This is a genomic window from Komagataeibacter europaeus LMG 18890 (assembly GCF_000285295.1).
In the GTDB taxonomy this organism is placed as follows: Bacteria; Pseudomonadota; Alphaproteobacteria; order Acetobacterales; family Acetobacteraceae; genus Komagataeibacter; species Komagataeibacter europaeus.
This window is the reverse complement of sequence record NZ_CADP01000007.1, coordinates 60,028-81,233: the sequence shown is the minus strand read 5'-3', so window position 1 is coordinate 81,233 and position 21,206 is coordinate 60,028. Positions and strand designations below refer to the sequence as shown.

The 21,206-nt window shown below is 62.4% G+C and carries 15 protein-coding genes; 5 read left to right on the top strand and 10 right to left on the bottom strand.

Translation table 11 applies throughout. From position 1 onward, the window contains the following. Positions 1–32: 32 nt before the first annotated feature. Positions 33–1,298, bottom strand: a complete 1,266-nt coding sequence (locus tag GEU01_RS04805) for a histidine-type phosphatase (RefSeq protein WP_232272402.1) — start codon at positions 1,296–1,298, stop codon at positions 33–35. 174 nt (positions 1,299–1,472) lie between these two features. On the opposite strand from GEU01_RS04805, the gene GEU01_RS04800 reads away from it, so the two are divergent. From GEU01_RS04800 to GEU01_RS04785, 4 genes are all read left to right on the top strand, one after another. Next, positions 1,473–2,150 (top strand): hypothetical protein, encoded by a 678-nt coding sequence (locus GEU01_RS04800; protein ID WP_010507286.1) that lies wholly within the window; start codon positions 1,473–1,475, stop codon positions 2,148–2,150. A gap of 51 nt (positions 2,151–2,201) precedes the next feature. Continuing rightward, positions 2,202–3,659, top strand: coding sequence for a mannose-1-phosphate guanylyltransferase/mannose-6-phosphate isomerase (locus tag GEU01_RS04795; RefSeq protein WP_019085158.1), 1,458 nt, complete (start codon positions 2,202–2,204; stop codon positions 3,657–3,659). A 241-nt stretch (positions 3,660–3,900) separates the two neighbouring features. Beyond that, positions 3,901–4,893 (top strand): phosphate ABC transporter substrate-binding protein PstS, encoded by a 993-nt coding sequence (pstS, locus tag GEU01_RS04790; RefSeq protein WP_019085157.1) that lies wholly within the window; start codon positions 3,901–3,903, stop codon positions 4,891–4,893. Between the two features lie 176 nt (positions 4,894–5,069). After that, on the top strand, positions 5,070–6,764 hold the full coding sequence (locus GEU01_RS04785) for an OprO/OprP family phosphate-selective porin (RefSeq protein ID WP_019085156.1): 1,695 nt from the start codon (positions 5,070–5,072) through the stop codon (positions 6,762–6,764). 313 nt (positions 6,765–7,077) lie between these two features. Here the strand turns inward: GEU01_RS04785 and GEU01_RS04780 are convergent, their stop codons facing one another. The 6 genes from GEU01_RS04780 to GEU01_RS04745 form a co-directional block, all read right to left on the bottom strand. Continuing rightward, positions 7,078–8,406 (bottom strand): ATP-grasp domain-containing protein, encoded by a 1,329-nt coding sequence (locus GEU01_RS04780; protein ID WP_019085155.1) that lies wholly within the window; start codon positions 8,404–8,406, stop codon positions 7,078–7,080. A gap of 53 nt (positions 8,407–8,459) precedes the next feature. Then, on the bottom strand, positions 8,460–9,695 hold the full coding sequence (locus GEU01_RS04775; RefSeq protein ID WP_026018507.1) for an NAD(P)-binding domain-containing protein: 1,236 nt from the start codon (positions 9,693–9,695) through the stop codon (positions 8,460–8,462). Between the two features lie 1,393 nt (positions 9,696–11,088). Further along, the gene (gene holA, locus GEU01_RS04760; RefSeq protein ID WP_019085151.1) at positions 11,089–12,108 is read right to left on the bottom strand and encodes a DNA polymerase III subunit delta; all 1,020 of its coding nucleotides are present in this window, start codon (positions 12,106–12,108) and stop codon (positions 11,089–11,091) included. 5 nt (positions 12,109–12,113) lie between these two features. Beyond that, positions 12,114–12,971 (bottom strand): LPS-assembly lipoprotein, encoded by an 858-nt coding sequence (locus GEU01_RS04755; RefSeq protein WP_019085150.1) that lies wholly within the window; start codon positions 12,969–12,971, stop codon positions 12,114–12,116. 3 nt (positions 12,972–12,974) lie between these two features. Beyond that, positions 12,975–15,608, bottom strand: coding sequence for a leucine--tRNA ligase (leuS, locus tag GEU01_RS04750; RefSeq protein WP_019085149.1), 2,634 nt, complete (start codon positions 15,606–15,608; stop codon positions 12,975–12,977). Positions 15,609–15,714: 106 nt separating this feature from the next. Beyond that, complete coding sequence (locus tag GEU01_RS04745; RefSeq protein ID WP_010507274.1) at positions 15,715–16,248, bottom strand: DUF3576 domain-containing protein; 534 nt, start codon at positions 16,246–16,248, stop codon at positions 15,715–15,717. Between the two features lie 229 nt (positions 16,249–16,477). Between GEU01_RS04745 and GEU01_RS04740 the strand changes: the two genes are divergently transcribed. After that, positions 16,478–18,505, top strand: coding sequence for a glycoside hydrolase family 3 protein (locus tag GEU01_RS04740; RefSeq protein WP_019085148.1), 2,028 nt, complete (start codon positions 16,478–16,480; stop codon positions 18,503–18,505). 33 nt (positions 18,506–18,538) lie between these two features. Here GEU01_RS04740 and GEU01_RS04735 read toward each other — a convergent pair whose 3' ends face one another. The 3 genes from GEU01_RS04735 to GEU01_RS04725 are packed head-to-tail and all read right to left on the bottom strand — an operon-like array spanning position 18,539 to position 21,166. Beyond that, positions 18,539–19,600, bottom strand: coding sequence for a lytic transglycosylase domain-containing protein (locus GEU01_RS04735; protein WP_019085147.1), 1,062 nt, complete (start codon positions 19,598–19,600; stop codon positions 18,539–18,541). 32 nt (positions 19,601–19,632) lie between these two features. Next, positions 19,633–20,076 (bottom strand): DUF1489 family protein, encoded by a 444-nt coding sequence (locus tag GEU01_RS04730; protein ID WP_010507268.1) that lies wholly within the window; start codon positions 20,074–20,076, stop codon positions 19,633–19,635. A gap of 19 nt (positions 20,077–20,095) precedes the next feature. Next, entirely contained in the window at positions 20,096–21,166 is a 1,071-nt protein-coding gene (locus GEU01_RS04725) for a nucleoside hydrolase (protein WP_019085146.1), read from the bottom strand. Between the last annotated feature and the right edge of the window lie 40 nt (positions 21,167–21,206).

Genomic DNA, 21,206 nt, shown 5'->3' with positions numbered 1-21,206 from the left:
GGAATATTTTTCCGGTTGCATGACAGGTGCCGTCATTTGTGCTGGTAGGCATCAAGGCGTTTGGTAAAGGTCCGCGTGAAATCGCCCAGTGCACAACTGCCATCCTGTCTGGGGTGGCAGGCCGACAGGGGCAGGGTTTCAGGCTGTGCCGTCACAGGCTGTTCCATACGCAGCGCATCCATTCCCTGATGGAATATCACGGCCCGCACCCGGCGCTGGCCATCTGGCATGCGCCATGTCTCGAACCCCAGTGTGGTGTCGGGGCCGGTGGGGTCTGGCAGGTCGGCAAAGGACCAGTCCAGGCCAAAAATCGCCGCCAGCATGTCCAGCGTGCTGTCATGTCCCGCAAATACGATAACCGGCGTGGTGGCCGCGATCATGTCGCCATTGGGTTCACGCACGGCCTGCCCCGCGACCAGATCCACGATCATGCCCGCCAGGATATGCCCGCGCGGAAAGGCCAGGGCGGGCAGGCGGCGCACCAGTCGGCTGGCATGGTTGTGGGCAGGCTGCAGGGTATCAATGACATGGCGCATGTCCGGATATCCCCAGCCAATCGCCGCGCACGGCATGCCCTGCGCGTATTCCAGCAGCATGTCTTCCGCCACATCCGCCGACTGTGACAGGCCACCGGACAGGTGCGGGGCGCCCTTGTGCCATGTCGCCCTGTCCGGCTGGGTGAAGCAGGGCATGCCCGTGGTGCATCCGGCAGGCTGGATCACGGCCTGCGCCGTCGCCTGCGCCTTGCGCACATCGGCCGGACGGGTTTCCCGGTCATGCGCCAGCGTGGCGGACAGGTCGGTCATGATGGTGTGTTGCAGCGCGGGACTGGCCTGCATGGGCAGGTCATTGAAGACCGGGTCATGCGTGCCTGGGGGCAGGCTGCCGGGCATGACCGGGCAGCCAGGTGTCAGGGAATGGGCCATGATATCCCCGGTCTGCAGCGTGCGCTGGTCCGCCGCATCGGACCAGACCGCCAGTTCCCCGGTCCCGCATCCGTGTGCGGGCAGGACGCCTGCCTGTCGGTAATGCAGTCCCAGCGCCGTTCCCATCAGCGCCAGGTCACGCTGTCCATGCTCGGTCAGTTCACCCGGGGCGACGGGCCACGCCTGCCATTGCCGGTGGGTATGGGCATCGAGTTCCGCAATGGGATGGGTGGGACTGCGTATGCCGTGGCGCGCGACCAGCACCACGCGTTCCAGCACGGGGGCGGGGGGCGCAGGCGTTGCCCCCCGCGCACCCGCCGCCTGCAGCCAGGTGCAGGACAGGATAACAAGGGCGCGGAACAGGCGGGACATGCGGGCACGATCCTGGGCGGGGGCAGGGAATATATCCCTGCATGACAGCAACATGCGGGTTCTGCTAGTATGCCGGTGCAGAAAAACGGCCTTGTCTGCAAGGAGCAGGAAACTGCCTGACGCATGATGCATTCCTGTCAGGGCGGGGCATACACAGTCAGGGAGAACCGGTGGATGATGATCTATCATCCGGTGCGGGCACTGGAGCGCACGGGTCTGTGGGCGTTCATGATGCGGCACTGGTGGATGTGCATGGCCCTGCCGGTCCTGCTGTGCCTGCTGGCTGGCTTTGGCGGCTATCTGGGCTGGAGCAGCCAAAGCGATGCCAATTTCGCCAGGCATAATGTCCTGATGAAGCATTCGCAGGAAGAAGCCGCCTACGCCCAGCAGCTTGCGCAATATGATGCGACGATCGTACGCGACCGTCGTGTTTTCCTTGACATCACGCGCGCCGAATTCGCCCGTATTGCCCCCCCGGTACAGATGGCGTGGCTTTTGCAGGAATATCGCAAATTCGATATCAGCCGCGTCAAGGTCTATGACGGGCATGAAACGCGTCCTTTTGTTCCCTCCCCCTGTTCCGTGCCGCTGTGCTTCGTTCCGATCTTTGTCGAGGAACTGAATGATGATCCCGTCACGCACACCAAATACATACAGGTGGGTGCGCTGGAGGACATATCGCGCACGCTGATTGTGGATGCCGAGCAGTTCTGGCGCCTGCGCAAGCTGGTCATTCATGTCGATGCCATCCTGTTCGCCGCCCGACGGCAGGAAATAGCCGATTTCGAAAAAATAATGCAGCTGCGTGCTTCGCTGGACGTTCTGCGTGCGACAGCACAGAAGGTCCGCTAAGGTTTCCCCCGGGCCCTGCAGGCCCCGATAGCCGGTTTTTCAGGAGTGAGAATGGTCATTTCCGTCACGCATGCAGCATCGCAGCCTGCCTCTACGCCAGTGATACCCGTGATCCTGTCTGGCGGCAGTGGCAGCCGGTTGTGGCCCGTCTCGCGCAGTTCATTTCCCAAGCAGTTCTGGCCGTTGGTCTCGCGGCGTACGATGGTGCAGGAAACCGCGTTGCGCAGCCAGGGGCCGGGGTTTGCCCAGCCCATTATCGTCTGCAACAACGAACATCGCTTCGTCATGGCGGAACAGCTGAAGGAAGTCGGCATTACCGCGCCACGCATCCTGCTGGAACCGGTTGGCCGTAATTCGGCCCCGGCCATTGCGGCGGCGGCCCTGCTGGCGGCTGAAACCGATCCCGACGCCGTGCTGTGGGTCATGGCGGCGGATGCCGCGATCCAGAAACCCGAAAATGTCGGGCCTGCGCTGGATCTTGCGGTCAAGGTGGCGCGCGCGGGCCGGATCGTGACATTCGGCATGACGCCTACCAAGGCGGAAACGGGGTACGGCTATATTGAAAAGGGCGCGCCGCTGGCCGGATATGATGGGGCCTGGAACGTTGCGCGCTTTGTTGAAAAACCCGATGCCGCGAATGCCGCCCGCATGCTGGAATCAGGGCAGTTCCTGTGGAATTCCGGCATGTTCGTGTTTACGGCCCGCACCATGCTGCAGGAAATGGAAAAATATGAACCCGCCATCGTAAGCGCGGTGCGGCAGGCCGTGCAGGATCGCAGGTCGGATATTGACTTTGAACGGCTGGATGCCGCGGCCTTTGCCAGCTCGCCCGATATTTCCATTGACTACGCGGTGGCGGAACGCACCGACCTCATGACCGTGATCCCCGGTGATTTCGGCTGGTCCGATGTGGGAAGCTGGGACGCATTGTGGGAACTTGGCCCGAAAGACGACCATGGCAACGTGACCATTGGCGATGTGGCGGTGTTCAACACATCCAACAGCTATGTGCGTACCGATGGTGTCCTGACGGCCGTGACCGGGGTGGAAGACCTGCTGGTGGTGGTCAATGACGATGCGGTGCTGGTGACGCATCGCGACCACGCGCAGGATGTAAAGGCCATCGTGTCGCGGCTGAAAAAGGATGGCCGCAAGGAAGCGACCACCCACAGCCGCTGCTACCGCCCGTGGGGTTTTTACGAGACCCTGATCGAAGGCAACCGTTTCCAGGTCAAGCGGATCGTGGTGGAACCGGGGGAAAAGCTGTCACTGCAGAAGCACTATCATCGTGCCGAACACTGGGTGGTGGTGGAAGGGACGGCGCAGGTAACACGCAATGAGGAGGTGATCCTCGTGCGTGAAAACGAAAGCGTCTACCTGCCGCTCGGCGCCGTGCACCGGCTGGAAAATCCCGGTCGCATTCCCCTGACCCTGATCGAGGTCCAGTCCGGCCCCTATCTTGGCGAGGATGATATCGTCCGGCTTGAAGACGTCTACAGCCGTAACTGACCTGTTCTTCCATTACTGATGTATCGGGGCATGGGATGGCTGTGGTCATTCCATGCCTTTTTATTTTTTGGCAGGGGCAGCCGGACAGGGAATTTCATGAATCCTTCATAAAACTGTCATGGACATATCATTGTTATTTGTTCCGGCAGTTTTTTAATGTCCCCGCATGTCTGATGGATAGCCAGACACGTCTGTCTTCTTCATGTCGGAGAACATGAGTATTATGTACTTTCCTGCTCGAATGCTTACATGTGCCCTGCTGGCGACCGCATTGCCGGTCATCGCACATGCTGCGGATATTACAGGTGCCGGCTCCAGTTTTGCCGCGCCCATTTACGGGGCATGGGGGGCTGACGGACGGAGCGCGGCTGGCGTCAACCTGAATTACCAGACCGTGGGGTCCAGCGCCGGACAGAACCAGATTCTGGCCGGCACGGTTGATTTCGGTGCATCCGACGTGCCCATGGATCGCCAGAAGCTGGAAAATGCCCACCTGTTCCAGTTTCCCACCGTCATGGGCGGGATTGTGCCGGTCATCAATCTGCCGGGTATCGCCGCCAACCAGATCCAGCTTGATGGTCCGACACTGGCCGCGATCTATCGTGGCGAGATCGAACAGTGGAATGATCCGAAAATCGCGGCCCTCAATCCCGGGCTGAAGCTGCCTGATACCGCCATCGCCACCGTGCACCGTGCGGACGGGTCGGGCACGACGGCGGTTTTCACCGGCTATCTGGCCCGTGTTTCCCCCGAATGGCGCGAAGGGCAGGGGGCTGGCGCTTCCATTTCATGGCCTGGCGGGATCGGGGCGCGCGGCAATGATGGCGTGGCCGCGTCCGTGCGCAATACGGAAGGGGCGATCGGCTATGTCGAATATGCCTTCGCCGCCAATGCGCACATGACCACCGTCAAGCTGAAGAATCACAGCGGCGCCTTTGTCGCCCCGGGCATGGACAGTTTCAGCCGTGCGGCGGAAGCCGCGGATTGGAAGGATGCATCGCATTTCGCCGTTGACCTGCTGGACACCAGCGGCGCGGGGGCATGGCCGATTGTCTCTCCCACCTATGTGCTGGTGCCGGTGCCGACGGGCAAGACCGAACATGGCCCGGCAGTACGCAAATTCTTTGGCTATGCGCTGAAGAACGGGGACGCTGCCGCCTACCGTCTTGATTATGTGCCGGTGCCCGCGAATGTGAAAACCGATATCCTGCAGCAGTGGGATGCAGCCAAATAATATAATTCCACAGTTATGATTTTACAGTAATGACGGCATGAAGCCGCCCGGTTTCCGGGCGGCTTTTCTGTATCGTGGACTGTCATAAATCCTTCATAAAACTGTATCGGAAACATAACACACAAAACTGTGCGCCCATTCTAAATGAACTCATCCTTCATTACGGAATGATTAATATGATCCGCCGGTCCGCTGTTTCGCTGTTGCTTGGTTCTTCCGCCCTATGGGGTGCGTCATCCTTCCATCAGGCCCATGCAGCATCCGCGTCGGATGCCCAGCAGATCCAGGCCCTGCAGCGTGAAATGCAGGAAATGCGCCGGGAAATGTCCGGTCAGATCAGCATGCTGCGCCAGCGCCTGGTCCGGGCCGAAGCCCACAGCAACACCCGTGCCGCCAACGCGGCACAGGCCCGTCGGGTTGCAGCCAGCAAGGGTGAGCCGCTGCCCGACAGCTACGCACGTGATATCCATATCGGTGGCGATAGCGGGATGGGAACCGGGATGGGCAGCCTGATGAAGCGGGCCGATCTGGGCACGCCCCCGTCCGACCGTGGCGTGACGTCGTCGTGGGAATCGTTCCGTGCCGCGACCGAGAAGGACGAAGCCCTGCATCTGGGTGGCATGATGGTGGGTTTTCCCGGCGGGCGCCCGACCATTTCGTCTGATGACGGCATGTATGCCATGTCCATCGGCCTGGCCTTTCACGAAGATATTGGCGGTTTCATGGGCATGTCCCCCCGCGCGGGGGAAAAGAAGGGCGATTATGAAGGCCTGACCGAAAATGCCCGCCGCCTGCGTATCCCCATCTCGTTCCGTTACAAGAACTGGATTGCGAACATCACCCCGGATTTCGGGTCATCCAATGCTGATGGTTCGGCCACGCTGTATGAAGCGAACCTGAACTATGCCGGTTTCCACAACACCGTCATTACCGCGGGTTATTTCCAGCCGCGCGTTACGGAAGAAGACTCCGAAAGCTCGAACGAATTCGAGATGATGGAACGTCCCGCCATCACCGATATCGTGCGTAACATTGCCGCCGGTGATGCCCGCATGAGCGTGGGCGCCCTGCATTATGGCAAGCGCTGGTGGATCGCGGGTTACCTGACGGGACAGAGCTATGGCAAGCGGGCCGCCGGCTATGACAGCCAGACAGGCGGAACCTTCCGTGTCGCGGGTCGCCCCTATGTGTCCAAGGATATCGATGTGCATGTCGGCGTATCGGCGATCAGCGCCTTCAAGGTGGCGCAGGCGACGGCTTCGGACGACCGTTCCGCGACATTTGCCGAACAGCCGGAAGTTGACCTGACCACCACCAAGCTGCTGAGTGCGACCGTCGGCAACGTGGGCAGCATCTGGTCGGCTGGCCCGGAACTGGGCTTCCGCTGGAAGCGACTGGTGCTGAAGGGTGAATATTACAATATCGGGGTCACGCGCGGAAACAATTCCGGTGGCAGCGCCGCCGACCAGGGCACGGTCAACTTCACCGGTTACTATGGCGCCGCCAACTACACCATTTTCGGCAAGCCGCGTTCCTATAACATCAAGGAAGGCGCATTCGCGGCACCCGGCGTGGATCATGCCTTTGATCCCGCGAATGGCTACTGGGGCGCGCTGGAAGTCTCCGCCCGTTACAGCGTGACCGACCTGAACAGCAACCTGAATTCGGCCAATGCCATCCGTGGCGGCCAGCAGACGGTCTGGTCGGCCGGGCTGAACTGGTATCCCAACCGTCACTTCCGCTTCATGCTTGATTTCAACCACTTCATTGTCAGCGATGACAACAAGGCAAGCAGTGGCGGCACCGCGCTTTATGACATCATGGGCCGTCACGGCAATTCCGTCGCCGGGCGTATTCAGGCAGCCTTCTAAGGCGGTTGCCCGCAAGCATCATTTGAAAACAAACGAACGATAAAAAACAATAAAAGTTTTTGGGTGCCTTCTTATTTCAAATAAGGGGGCGCTCTTCGAAGCTTTCTGAAAAAAGCTTCCTTATGGCAGCAGGATGTTCCTGACCTGACTTTTCAGGCAGCCTCTTGGGCACGGATACCGGCAGGCCATATTTTGACGGGACGCAGAATTCCCCACGCGCATTAAATATAATTCTTAAAAACAGATCATTGATAAATGAAAATATCCGGGTGCCGCTTTTTTAAAAAGCCGACGCCCGGATATTTTTGATAGTTTACAGCGCGGCCACCGGCATGTCCGTAATCATGCCCGCCTGCAGCAGCGTGGACAGCTTGCCCAGTGCTTCGCCCCTGTCCACTGACTTGCCATAAGGCATGTTGGGCCGCAGGCGTTCCTCCAGCCGCGCGACCGACCCGCGCCGGGACCATGGGCGGCGCAGCAGTTCCTCCACCAGTTCAGGGTATCGCCATGGAATGTCGATCCATGCGGCCGTACTGTTCAGTGTCTGGGGCTCGGTCCGCAGGATCTGTGGGAACAGGGCGATCATGGTGCGTTCGTGCAGTTCCATCGCGGCGGAGGGCACGGCCACCTGCGCCCTGCCGCGCACATGCTGCAACAGGCGGCGGATCAGGGTATTGCCACCATGGCATAGATGCCCGATCTGGGTCAGGCGGGGGTTCATTTCTATGAAATGATAGGTGCCGGTTTTTGCGCAACGTACAAAATCCAGGCCAAAAAAACCCGACAGTTTCAGTGTCGCGCAGGCCACCCGTGCCGCGCGTTCCATATCGGCGGACTGTGTGATCTCGATCACCGTCGCCGCCCCCGTGCGCCCCTGGTAGGACACGACATTGACCCCCAGCGTGGCAAGGACTTCTCCCTCCCAGCAGGCTACCATGATATTGGCGGGCATGCCGGTTACATGCGCCTGTGCAATGACAGGCAGCGGGCGGCGCTCCGTCGCTTCCATGAAGGAATAGATATCGCGGTCCGCCAGCAGCACGCGCAGGGCACAGACCATCCGTACCGGTTGCGACAGACGGTGGAAGCCGGCTTCGGCTTCGTGTTGCGTATCGGCGATCACCACGCCGGACCCGCCCCAGCTACGGTCACGCTTGAATACCCATGGTCCGGGTGTGGTGGCGCACCACCGTCTGGCATCGTGCAGGGTGGCAAGGTTGGTGGCGGCGGGTGTCGGGATGCCCTGTTCACGCAGGACATCGATCAGTTTGAGCCGCATCTGCGCATAGCCAAAATATTCGTGCCGCCCCAGTGAGCGTTCGATCGTGTCACGACACAGGCGGCCCATGGCAGTTGCGGGATTGGCCTCGTTGTAAACCTGGTGCAGTGTCACGACCACCCGGTCATCCGCCGGGATGATCAGGTCGGGCCGCAGTTGCGCAATGGCGCCAGCCAGTGTCGCGGTTGGCGCGACATATGGATAGTTCCGTATGCTTTCGATTGCCTGCAGGCAGCGCAGGGAATGTCCGGCCGGGCAGATGGCATGGACCGTCACCCCGCTTTCGATGAATTCCACCGCAGCGCGTGTAATGGCGGACCACCACACGGAGGAGATGATGAGAACTGTAAAATCGTTTTTCATGATCCAGGACTTTCCAGCTCATGTCAGGATGCAGGACTAGGGGTGCATGGGCGTCATGACGCGAATGCGGGCTGCGGCACGGGTTGTGACACGGGTTGCCGTCCCAGCCGGGCGGTGACACGGCGCGCGGCAAAGCGCGCGCCCCAGGCAAAGCGTAGAAGGGGGCCAAAACTGCCTGCCGCCATGGGACCGATGACGTAAAGCCCAGGCACGCTTGATTCAAAGCTGCGCGACAGGGCGGGCATGTTGTCTTCGGTACGGATGGCGCGCGCCAGCACGCGGTCAAGGAACGGGATGCGTTCCATGTCCACCCTGACCCCGGTGCCCAGGAAAACATGATCGACATCCGCGACACGCGGGCAGCCTGCCTGTGTATCCCTGAATTCCAGATGCACGACGTTATCGCGCATCCGTGCGGATTGCAGGTCAACGTTAAGCCATATCGGGACCTTGTCGCGCACGACCTGGCCCGTTACCCACCCCGCCGCCGGGCCCAGATGGCCGCGCGTGATGCGCAGGCGCAGGCGTGCGGGCAGCATGTGAAACACATCCGGCAGGTCACAGGCCATGCGGGAACGCCAGCCCGTTCCCAGACCTGAAACGGGTTTCTTGATCCGGGTCCACAGCAGTTTCAGGCCACGGATCCTGTGGGGGGGATGATTGATCCATATCTTTGGCCTGCGGGTACAGATGAAGGTCTGCGCACCCACGTTATGCAGGAAACACGCCGTATCCACAGCCGACGACCCCGCCCCGATCACGGCGACCCGCTTGCCCGCGAAGCGTTCGAACGTGGTCTCGTCGAATGTATGGCTGACCCGGTCGGACGGCAGGCCACGCACGGCCGGGGGCGTGTAGGCGAAATGTTCGATCCCCACCGCCATGACCACATTACGCGCCATGACGGTTTCCCCGTTATCTAGATGCATGACAAAGCCGTCCATCGTGCGCGACAGGTGCGCGACCATGCATGGCTGCAGTTGCGGTACATGGGTTTTCTGGAACGTTTCACCGTATTCCGTGAAAACCGCGGTAGGAATGGGCTCCCCGATCGGGGCGTAGGGATATCCCCGTTCCCTGCAGAACCGTGCAAGCGTTGACCGGCGACCGGGATCAAACAGGTCCAGTGCGAATCCCTCTGCCTTCAGTCGCAGGCTGGCGGGAACATGTTCGCGCCAGAATCCCATCGGGCGTCCGAAGATACGAAAGTTTACCCCCCTGTCACGCAAATGGGCCGCAAGGGAGAGTCCATAGGGGCCAGCCCCTATAATGGCTACGTCGGTATTCATCAGAAATCCACCAGCCAGTAAGTCCGAGAGCGGAGCGTTATTTAGCAAGGAACAGGAAACGCAGGTTTTTATTTGCGGTATGGAACGAAACACGCGCACGTTTCTTGTTTCAGGCCTGTCAGGACCTGAAGATGCTCAAAAACGGACATTATGTTCCGCCATATCTTAACCATACATTTACCGTATCTCGGACAACAATCACAAAAAAAACAGTTCAGTCCAGGAATGGTGGGGTTGGTACAAATCACACACTTTCGATGGTTTTCCATGCGGAAATCGGAACACGAAATATTTTCGTTCATAAATTATTGTATCCATGAAACTTTTTTCTATCCGCATGCTTCCCGCAAACAGTATGTATTTTGTCCTCTATGAATTGACTGTTCATGGAATGGAATAGAAATATTTTGTTATTTTTTATAATGTCTCGATGCTGTTTTTGTTTTCGTAATATTTCATTTGTTATTTTATTTTGCCAATTTAATGAATATTGGCATTTATCATCGTGCCATTTATAGAATTTATTGTATGTGAATTGGTAAATTCAGAATAATTGTCCTATGGATCATTCATGAATGAGGAATGATTTTGTTAATTCTGCTTTTTGAAGACTATTCTTCAGAATGCGCGGGACATCTCATGGGCTGTCTCTCAAGGCAGCCTGACAGGTCCGGAAATCCGGAACAGTAGCATCATGCCTTATACCGCATCCCGGGACCGGATGGTCTGGTCCTGGGCAATCCGGTCGCAACGCCCCTTGCCGGATGCAGCCTGCTGCTGCACGGTGTTGGCGCATGTGGCTTCCCCCGGGACGCGAGAAAAGCCACGGCACATCCCGCCTTGATGGCGGCATACCGTATTCAGCGCCGTAGGGCGGCTCGCAAACAGGATGTGACAGGGCGGGATGTGGTTTCATCCGGGGTGGGATGCCGAACGACCTTTCGCATGGCGGCGGGACGCCGCATGTGAAAACCGTTTTCAGGGTTCAGGAGGCACCACATGACAATGTGGAATGTGTGGTGTCCGCGGCGGGATTCGAACCCACGGCCCCAGGATTCGTACCACTTCGGCTTTCACCGCCGCCATAGGGGTATGGCGTTCGTGGTCTGGACTGTCCCTTCACCATAAACCGCATGCGGTTGACAGGTGCTGCCCATCCAGTCTCTACACCTTGCCGGAAAACCGGCCTTGGCTCGGGATTGGCACGGCATTTGCCAGAGCGTTCCCCGAATTTGAGCAGATCCGCCACGTGGTTTCCCGTCGTGACGCCCAATTGCAAACCAGGAATCCTGTGCTCTATCCGGCTGAGCTACGCGGACACACCCGGGTTTTCTAAACGAGGCCCAGGCGCGCGGCAAGATGTTTCACGAAGGGGAAGGGAATATTTCGCCCCTCAACGTCGCCTGCGCATCTGCTGTGCCTGTGCGCACAAACGGGCGACATGGCGCAGGCACAGCACGACATCGGGGCTGCCGGTCTGCTTGCAGGCCAGTTCCAGCGCCTGTGTTTCCTCCGCCGCGTGCAGCAGGGCGCTGGCCGACCATATCATCATGGCCTGCCCGAAGCTGTCGGTGCGTTTGAAAAAGACCGGGGGGCGGAGTTGTCGCATGGCGTCCGCCCGGCTTGCCCCCCCATCCACCGCAAGGCGTGCCCGGCGTAGCCGGTGGATATGCGACAGCAGCACGCGCGTCAGGGCGATGGGACTGCTGCCATCAATGGTCAGCGCGCGCTCGGCTGCGGTATCTGCCCCCCTGCGGTCGCCCGCCATGGCGGCAAAGGCGGCATCTTCCAGTGATACGCCAGCCGCGTCACCAACGCAGGCACGGACATCCTCCAGCCCCAGCCTGCCACCCTTGCCTGCGAACAGGGCCAGTTTCTCCACCTCGCTGCGTGTTGCCGCGCGGTCCGGGCCTGCGCGTTCCACCATCCATCCCAGCGCATCGGGGTCGATACCGACATCCTGCGCCGATAGCATCTGCCGGATGGCGGCTTCCAGCGTCCGCCCTTCTTCGGGGTAACAGCCGATTATCCCGCACTGCCTGTCCTTTTCCGCAAAGGCCCGCAGTTTCGAGCGCGACGCAAGCCCCGGCGCTTCGATGATGACCAGCGTATCGGATGGCCGGGCCAGGCTGTGCTGCAATGCCGCCAGCACGCTGTCGCCCGCGTCACGCAGCCAGACCACCCGCCGCCCGCCCGTCAGGGCGAGGGCGGCTGTTTCCTCCTCCAGCCGGTCATGGTCCTCACGGCCCAGTATGGCAACGCGGAATGGATCATGCAGGTCGGGACAGACCGCTTTCGCCACTGTCGTGGCCCGTTCGCGGATCAGGCCTGCATCGTCCCCATGCAGGATGATGGCCCGCAGCGCGCCGGGTGCCTGCAGGGTGGCATTGGTGGCGCGGGCATCGATCTTCACCGGACCTAGTTCCCGCCGCCTATGCTGATGCCCGAACCGGGGACGGTATCGTTATCCGGTGCCGTGGCGCCGGAGTGCGACGGGCCCTGGTTGCTGCCCGTGGTGGATTGCGGCATGTTGTCCATCGGCCCGCTTTCGGTGGACAGGCTGTCGCCTTCGTTATTTTCCTCGTTCAGCTGGGAATCGGTCCGGCCTGTCGCCAGCGCGGGCAGGCCATCCGCACCCGGCTGCTGGGACGGCATCTGGTTGTTGGGATTGACGATGCTGTTGGGATCGACATAGCGCGGCTGGTTCTGGCCCGCGACCGACCCGTCCACCGCCGGGGTGGCATGGGTCCGGAACCATGTCGCCACCTGCTGGGTCACCTGATCGGCCATGTTCTTGGCCACGCGGGTGCGCACGGTTTCCAGGTTCAGCGTCAGGGCGAAATACTGTTCGTATGTATTGTTGGTCCCATCCACGACCGAGGCATCCCCGCCCGCCAGCAGGCGCGGATTATCCCCCAGCAGGTAAAGCTGCCAGTGGGCGAAGGCGGTTGTCCGCGTGCGGCCGCTGGTATTGTCCGCATGGATATCCACGGCTTCGTTCATGAGATAGGTGCGGATCTGCAGTGCGTAGCGGGTCGGGTTTTCCGGTGATGCCCCGCTCAGGTCCTGCTGCAGGAACTGGCGCAACTGCTGGCCGTACCGTTCCTTGATGATCGGAACATATACTTCCTTCAGTTCCGCCAGCACATCGGTCACGGTGGGCTTGCCATCCGCGCCGATATGCTTTCCCGTCGTCTTGTACATGGGCGAAAAGCCGCATCCCGCCAGCAACAGCACGATGCCCAGAACGGCAGGATGACGGACGGGGTGCGCCATGGATTACTTCGCCACCACGAAGTTGACGATCCGGCCCGGCACATGGATGCGCTTGACGATCCGCGCGCCGTCCAGCAGGCGCGCGACATTCGGCTCGGCTTCCGCCATGGCGATCACCCTGTCCGCCGGCAGGTCCGGCGCCACTTCAATGGTGCCGCGCAGCTTGCCCATGATCTGCACTGCAATGGTCAGTTCATTCGCCTTCAGCAGGTCGGCAATGGCAACCGGCCAGGTGCGTTCCACCACCGGCTGGCCACCGGGTTCAAGCTGCGCCATCATTGTTTCCGCCTGATGGGGCACCATCGGCGCGCACAGCAGCGCCAGCGTGGTGGCGGCTTCACGCCGGGCGAATGCCATGCCGTCCTCGCCTGCCGTCTTTTCCGCTTCGGCAAGGGCGGAGGTCAGTTCATGCAGGCGGGCGACCGCCACGTTGACACTGAAGGTTTCCAGCGCATCGGTCACCGCCGCGATGGTACGGTGGGTGGCGCGGCGCAGGGCGTCCGCATTGCGTGACAGTGTCGTGGGACACGCCGTGCCCGCCGGGACCTGTTCCGCCACCGTGCGGACGATACGGAACAGGCGCTGCAGGAAGCGCGCGGCTGCGGCAACGCCGGATTCCGTCCATTCCATGTCACGTTCCGGCGGACTGTCGGACAGCACGAACCACCGCGCCGTATCCGCGCCAAAGCGTTCGATGATGGCGACAGGGGCCACCGTGTTGCGCTTGGACTTTGACATCTTTTCCACGCGCCCGATGGTGACGGGCTGGCCATTGTCGCGGCGCACGGCGGAATCGGCCTTGCGCTCGACCTCTTCGGGATACAGCCAGTTGCCCTGCGCGTCGCGGTAACTTTCGTGGTTGACCATGCCCTGCGTGAACAGCCCGCTGAAGGGCTCATCCACATGCAGATGCCCGGTTTCATGCATCGCGCGGGTGAAGAAACGGGCATAGAGCAGATGCAGGATCGCATGTTCGATCCCGCCGATGTACTGGTCCACCGGCAGCCAGCCATCCGCCGCCGCAGGCACGGTGGGCGTGGGGGCGTGTGGCGCGGTAAAGCGGGCGAAATACCATGAACTGTCCACAAACGTGTCACAGGTATCGGTTTCGCGCAGGGCGGGCTTGCCACAGCTGGGGCAGGCCACGTGCTTCCATGTCGGGTGATGTTCCAGTGGGTTGCCGGGACGGTCGAATGTCACGTCATCGGGCAGCTTTACCGGAAGCTGGTCATCGGGCACGGGCTGCGCGCCGCAATCGGTGCAGTGGATGACGGGAATGGGGCAGCCCCAGTAACGCTGGCGCGAAATGCCCCAGTCACGCAGCCGCCAGTTGATTACGCCCTGACCGATTCCCATGCCTTCCAGCCGGGTAATCGCTTCCTTCTTCGCGGCTTCGGTATCAAGCCCGTCCAGAAAGCCGGAATTGAACAGCGTGCCATGCCCGTCACACGCCCTGTCGGTCATGGTGAAGGTGCCCGCTTCAGCCCCCGGCGGCAGGATGACCGGGGTGACGGGCAGGTTGTACTTGCGCGCGAAATCAAGATCGCGCTGATCCCCGCACGGGCAGCCGAACACGGCGCCCGTGCCGTAATCCATCAGCACGAAATTTGCGATCCATACCGGAAAGGACCTGTCGGGCATGAACGGGTGACTGACCCGCAGGCCGGTATCGAAACCGCGCTTTTCCGCTGTTTCGATTGCTTCTTCCGATGTGCCCAGGCGCTGGCATTCGGCTATGAATTCCCCTGCCGTCGCATTTTTCGCCGCAACCTTGGCCGCAAGCGGGTGATCCGCGGCAATGGCCAGGAAGGACATGCCGAACAGCGTGTCGGGACGGGTGGTGAAGACCTCGATCGAATCAAGGTCGGTGTCGAAACCGGCAGGCGGTTCATGCAGGCCGAAACGGACCTTCGCCCCTTCCGAACGGCCGATCCAGCGTTCCTGCATGGTGCGCACGCGTTCGGGCCAGCGCGACAGGGTGGACAGGCCATCGAGCAGTTGCGGCGCGAATTTCGTGATTTTCAGGAACCACTGCGACAGCTTCTTCTGTTCGATCAGCGCGCCCGAACGCCAGCCGCGCCCGTCCACCACCTGCTCGTTCGCCAGCACGGTGTTGTCCACGGGATCCCAGTTGACCCAGCTTTCGCGCCGTTCGACCAGCCCGCCCTTGAGCATGTCGAGGAACAGCTTCTGCTGCCTGCCGTAATATTCCGGCAGGCAGGTCGCGATTTCCCGGTCCCAGTTGAATGAAAAGCCCAGCCGCTTGAGGGTCGTGCGCATGGCGGCGATGTTGTCCATCGTCCACTGGCCGGGATGCACGCCGCGTTCGCGCGCGGCATTTTCCGCCGGCAGGCCAAAGGCGTCCCAGCCCATCGGGTGCAGCACGCTGAAGCCGCGCGCACGCTTGTACCGCGCCACCACGTCACCCAGCGTGTAGTTGCGTACATGACCCATGTGCAACTGGCCCGACGGGTACGGGAACATCTCCAGCACATAATATTTGGGCCGGTCGGCGGGCGGCACGTCGGGGACATCGAAGACGCCTGATGACGCCCAGCGTTCCTGCCACTGCGGTTCGGCCGTGTGGAAATCATAGGCGGGGGTGGCGCTGTCCGGTGGGGTGCTGGTTTCGGTCATCTTCTTCTGGTTCGGTATGCGGTGGACGGGGCCGTGCCCGCCGGAAAGATACGGGCCACGCGTTCACGCGCCACCCGGTGGATGGATAACGGGTCGGGCAGGGGGGCTAGTGCTGTCCACTATCGGTGCGCAACTGGCGCGCGCGGGTCAGGATACGCGCGGTGATGTCGGATACGGTATTGGCCGCGACCGGGGTATCGACCCACTGGTTGTCCTGGAACACCTGACGGAACACCGATACGCGCACCGCGTCCGAACGCAGGCTGCGCGACAGGATGAAGCAGGTGATCTTGAAGCGTTCATCCTTGGTCGCGGGGGGCGTGTACCAGTCCGTCAGGATCACGCCAGCCACCGCATCGGCGGATGCGAACGGCATGAAGGACAGCGTATCCAGCGCACCACGCCACAGGAAGGCGTTGACCCCGTTGCTTTCCAGCGGGGTTGAACCGCCATTGGCGCCCCGATCTTCCTTCAGCAGGCGATTCTGGGGTATGGCCAGCCCGCTTTTGTCGTGCTGTGGCGCGCTGCCGCAGCCAGCCAGAAGGCTTACGGCCAGCAGGGCTGGTGCCGCCGCGCGCGGCAGCAGGTGGCGGCCCATAGGGGCGGCGGGAGGGGCAAAACTGGGCGGACGAAGGGTCATGATGCCTCTATGGACGCCGGGGATGGCCCCCGCATGTGGTAATCCAGCCATGCGCCTGAACTGCCGGCCATGCCGGGCAGGGTGCGTTCTGGCCTGTCGCGTTATCCGTTCTTCATATCCTGCCCCGCCTGTCCCGCCAAGTCGCACGGCCACTTTACCCTGCGTTGCGTGACAATCCGGGCCTACGGGAGCAAAAATGGCGGCATCTTCCAACAGCAACGGGACATGAATGAGACATTCAGCCACATGCTTCATCACCGCCCTGTGCATGGGCATGGTTTTCCTGCCGCTGTCGGCCATGCCGTCCCACGCGGCCGGGGTGGCGGGCGGCAGCACGGGGGCGGCCCACGCGGCGGACATGGCCATGCGCATGCAACCAGCCGAACAGCAGGCCGTCCTGCAGGCCCGTCCCGCCCCGACGCCGGGCACGGGGAGGGCGGGCCTGCTGGCATGGCCGGGCGTGCCGCGGCTTGGCCTGCCGGTGCTGCGCATGCCCGATTTCGCGGTCGCACCTGACGATGGCAATGCCCGCCCGCTGCTGCCCTGGCTGGCGCTGGCCGCGACATGGGATCCCGACCTGGCCCGCCGCGCGGGCAATGCGCTGGCACGGGCTGAATGGCAGCAGGCGCGCGCGGTGCTGCGTGTGGGCGGCGTTGACCTGCTGCCATCTGGGCGCCTGCAGGCCGGGGAAGATCAGGTCCTTGCCGGAAGCATGGCGGGTATGATCGGCGCGGGACTGCTGGCGGGACATGTGCTGCCGGTCTTCGGTTCTGTGGTGCGGGAGGAACACGCCCGTGCCGATGGCGCCGTGCCCGACCGCACGACGCCGGTACCTGCGGCCCGGCTGGCGTCGCAGGGGCTGCTGGGCGTGGCCATGGCGCTGGAAACGGCCCGTGGGGGCGCCATACTGTGCGGTGGTCTGGCGCCCTGCCAGACCGTAACCGGGCTTGGGGGCATGGTGCATGACGTCTGGCGCTTTCCCGGCATGATCATGGCGCTACCCGGTGGGGCGGGCGCGATCAGGGATAAGGATATCGCCCCCACGCTGGCCGCTGTGGCGGCCGGGATGGACATGGAACAGGTGGCGCCGGGCGAGGACGGCCACGATGTCCTTGGCGCAGCCCTGCGGCAGGCCGTGCGTGAGGGAAGCGTGAAACCGGCGCAGGTTCAGGCCATGGTCATGCATATCCTCGCCTCGTTCTACATGTCGGGCAGCCTTGACCATCCGCCTGCCTTCGCCAGTGCGCATGAGGGTGCGCAGTCCGCATCCGCCGATACGCTGGTGGCGGATGTGGAGGCGCAGGGCGCGGTGCTGCTGCAGAATGAAAACAAGGTCGTGCCATTTGATCCCGCCTGGGGGCCAGTCCTGATGCTGGTCCGTCCCGCATTGCGCCCGGCCGCTGAAAAACTGGCGGACGCGCTGCGCCATGCGGGGCTGAACGTGACGTTGTCCGTTACGACTGCGGGGGCTGGCGCCCCCGGCACCCTGCCGCCCGCCACGGCACAGGCCGCCCGCACGCTGGTGCTGAGTGACAGCAATGACGACAACCAGATGATTTCCACCCTGGCGGAAATGGGCGGCCATGTCGCCGTCGTGCTGGTGGCCGATGATCCCGACCGGCAGATGCCATGGCTGGATACGGTGGACAGCGTGGTGCAGGCATGGGCATGGCGCAATGAATATGCCCAGCCGCTGGCGGCCCTTCTGTCGGGACAGCAGGATTTTTCCGGTCACCTGCCGGTCACGCTGACGGGTGGCTTCTATCCGCCGGGCATGGCGGATGCCGACTATCGCGCGTTCGCGCGCGCCCATGTGGTGCCGCTGTTCCCGTTTGGCTACGGCCTGTCAACGCATGGACACGTGACGTTGGGCGACCTGCGTGTCGTACGTGACGGGAACCATGTGAGCGCAAATTTCTCCATCACCAATCCCGATGATACGCCGGTGCGTGCGGTGCCACAGCTTTATGTGGAAATGCCCGACGACCTGCCGGGTGCCGCGCGCCGCCTGGCTGGCTGGCGCAGCGTCATGGTGGCGCCGGGCCATACGGTACGGCTGAGCGTGCCGTTCAGCCTGCGGCTGGTGGGACAGTGGAACCCGGCGGGGGGCAACTGGAATGTGGCGGCGGGGGATTATACCCTCTCGCTCGGGCTGTCGTCCGTCATGATGGTGCGGCATGCAACGCTTCACCTGCCCGCGCTGCATGTGCCCGGTGTGCTGGACAGCACGCCCACGCCGGCCGTAACGGCTGAATAGGCGGCAGGATGATCTGCCCCACCGGCCCCGTGCTTACTGTCCCGGCCGGATCACGGTGCAGGGCAGGCCCTGGTTCTTCAGCGTGGCGCAGGCCTGCGTGGCGGTCGCCTGTGACAGTCCGGCAAGGCGCGCGCGATAGATCACGCCGCCTGCGGGTTTGTTGACGGGAATGACCATGCTGCGCGCGCCCTGCAGGGCGGCGAAATCCCCCTGTCGGGCCATGGTGGTGGCGAAGCGGGCCTGCCCTTCCGCGGTGAAGGCCCCGACCTGCACCATCCATGCGCCGTAACCGGCCCCGGCGCTGGCCGCCGGTGCGGCCGCCGTGCGGGCATCGGTATGGCATGTGGTATTGGTGGGATCATACGCCAGGTTGACATCCTGCACGCAGGCGGTGCGGTGCTGTATGGGGGCGGGCGGGTTGAGGGTGGCGTACTGGACATAGGTATGGTCGGGCTGGACCCTGGTATTGACCGGGCTGAGTGTGGGCGGATTGGCCGCTACGCGCTGGCCAGCGCCGCCATAGACCGCCAGCGGGCCGCTCAGTGCGACCTCGTTGCCAAGGTTGGGGGTGATGATGCGCAGGTAGCGCACCGTCTGGCTGGGCAGTGGCCGACCGTTTTCAAGGTAGTCGTTCAGCCGCTCCGTGCCCGCGTTATAGGCTGCAAGAAACCCCGGCGCGCCATACAGCCCGTACAGGATGCGGATATAGGCCGTGCCCGCAAGGATGTTGTCATGCGGGTTGTACGGGTCGGAACCAAGGTGGTTGCGGCGCTGCATGTCGGCATAGGTCGGTGGCATGAGCTGCATGAGCCCGATCGCCCCGCTGGCTGAACGGGTCAGGTGCCCGTCCATGTATTCATGACCGCCGGACTCCTTCTGGATCACGGCGCGGATCCATTCCTGCGGCACGGAAAAACGGGTGGAGGCATCGGCAATGTAGGGCTGCCACGGATCCGTCTCCGGTCCCGGCGCGCGGTAGGCGGCCTTGCCCTGGTAATAACTGTTGTAATGGGACGTTTTGCCCCCCCCGCCCCCCGAGCTGGCGCAGGCGGCAAGGCCGAGGCCGGTCAGGGCCAGCAGGCCAAGGCGCGTCATGCCCCGGAGTGAGGGAAGGGTCGTGGGCATGTTCAGATCAGGCACAGTTCCGCCAGTTCGTTGCGTAGGGCTTCGGGCAGCACGTCGCCCGTATGGCTGTTGGCCAGCAGGTCCGGCGGCGCGTCCTCGGGCCGCAGGTAGCGCCACCCCTGGAACGGGCGCATGGCGCGGGGCTGGACGGGAATGATGTCGGGCGCCATGACAACCAGCGCGCATGGCGTGCCATCTTCACGCGTGTCGGGCTGGATGGCGGTAATGCGCTGGCGGCACAGGATGCGGCCCGCGATCACGCGGTAGATCGACCCCCCATCGAGTATTTCCGCAGCCCGGCGGGGATACATGCGCGTGCGGAACCATGGCATGCCGGCAGCGCTGGTGCCGTCCAGATCATCGACCGGCGGGGTCTGGAGGGACTGGCGCGCGGCCAGATCCTCGATGGACTGGATGCCAACCGCCAGCTTGACCATGTGCAGCATAGGGTGCGTGTCCTCCCCTTCAGTGTCCCTGAACCGGCAGGTCGGCCTGCGCCTGCCGCGCGAAGGTGTCGCGGAAGCGGTCGGCATCAATGCTGCGTACGATATGCATGGTGCGTATCGGGCTGTCATGCGGGGCAAGCGAATCGGGCACGACGAAGGCATGGCCGTAATGCGGGCCACGGCTGGTGTCGATATCCATGCGGGCATCCACGGCGGATGTCACCAGCGTGGGATCGGCTGCGATGGCGGTCGTCATTTCATCCCACATGGGCAGGGGGTCGTAATATTTCCCGATATAGTCGGTCAGCGGCGTCTTCTTTGCCGTAAGCTGCGCCAGGTACTGTTTCGACAGCATGAGGTCGTTCGACACGCTACCCACCACGGTAATCTTCTTCCACGGCGCGGTCAGGGTGATATGGGCGGCTTCGGGATCAAAGATCATGTTGAAATCGGAGGCAAAATCCGCATTGCCGGTAATGGACATCATGCTGGTGTCCAGCATGCCGCCCATGAACACAAGCTGCTTCGCCGTTTCGGCAAAGGTCGGGTCCTGACGGATCGCCAGGGCAAGGTTGGTCAGCGGGCCCGCCGCGACAATCGTGACCTCATGCGGGTGGGCATGCACCTGCTCGATCAGGAACTGCGCCGCACTCTGCGCCACGGGGGCGAGGTGGGGCGCGCCTTCCTTCATGGCCGGAATGGCGGGCTGGATATCGGGCGCCCCGTCGATCGAGCCCAGCGCCCCCCACGCGCCTTTCCACGGAATGGAGCCATACTGCTGTTCATGCAGCTTCATTTCCGCGCGCGTGTTGACCAGTGGATAGACCGCGCCATCGGCCACGGGCACGTCGGTGCGGCCCATGATTTCCAGCAGGCGGCGCAGATGGGCTGATTCGGCGTTTTCCCATCCATCCCCGGTCACGACCGTAAAGCCCAGCACGCGCACATGCGGGTTGGCCAGCAGTGGAATGGTGGAAAGCTGATCCGAACCGCCCGGACCCAGGAAATCATTATCCTCGATCACCAGTTCCGGCCCGGCGGTTGCGGGGGCAGGGGCGGCAAGGGCGGTGGTGGCGGTGACCAGCACCATTGCCGTGGCGCATGCGGCAAGCCGCGCAGTCAGTGAAAGA

Coding starts and splice junctions, on each gene's coding strand:
- GEU01_RS04755 (WP_019085150.1), bottom strand. CDS start 12,971: ATGGCGCACCCCGTCCGTCATCCTGCCGTTCTGGGCATCGTGCTGTTG.
- leuS (WP_019085149.1), bottom strand. CDS start 15,608: ATGACCGAAACCAGCACCCCACCGGACAGCGCCACCCCCGCCTATGAT.
- GEU01_RS04735 (WP_019085147.1), bottom strand. CDS start 19,600: ATGACGCGCCTTGGCCTGCTGGCCCTGACCGGCCTCGGCCTTGCCGCC.
- GEU01_RS04740 (WP_019085148.1), top strand. CDS start 16,478: ATGAGACATTCAGCCACATGCTTCATCACCGCCCTGTGCATGGGCATG.
- GEU01_RS04780 (WP_019085155.1), bottom strand. CDS start 8,406: ATGAAAAACGATTTTACAGTTCTCATCATCTCCTCCGTGTGGTGGTCC.
- GEU01_RS04745 (WP_010507274.1), bottom strand. CDS start 16,248: ATGACCCTTCGTCCGCCCAGTTTTGCCCCTCCCGCCGCCCCTATGGGC.
- GEU01_RS04785 (WP_019085156.1), top strand. CDS start 5,070: ATGATCCGCCGGTCCGCTGTTTCGCTGTTGCTTGGTTCTTCCGCCCTA.
- GEU01_RS04805 (WP_232272402.1), bottom strand. CDS start 1,298: ATGTCCCGCCTGTTCCGCGCCCTTGTTATCCTGTCCTGCACCTGGCTG.
- GEU01_RS04800 (WP_010507286.1), top strand. CDS start 1,473: ATGATGATCTATCATCCGGTGCGGGCACTGGAGCGCACGGGTCTGTGG.
- GEU01_RS04775 (WP_026018507.1), bottom strand. CDS start 9,695: ATGAATACCGACGTAGCCATTATAGGGGCTGGCCCCTATGGACTCTCC.
- pstS (WP_019085157.1), top strand. CDS start 3,901: ATGCTTACATGTGCCCTGCTGGCGACCGCATTGCCGGTCATCGCACAT.
- GEU01_RS04795 (WP_019085158.1), top strand. CDS start 2,202: ATGGTCATTTCCGTCACGCATGCAGCATCGCAGCCTGCCTCTACGCCA.
- GEU01_RS04725 (WP_019085146.1), bottom strand. CDS start 21,166: ATGGTGCTGGTCACCGCCACCACCGCCCTTGCCGCCCCTGCCCCCGCA.
- GEU01_RS04730 (WP_010507268.1), bottom strand. CDS start 20,076: ATGCTGCACATGGTCAAGCTGGCGGTTGGCATCCAGTCCATCGAGGAT.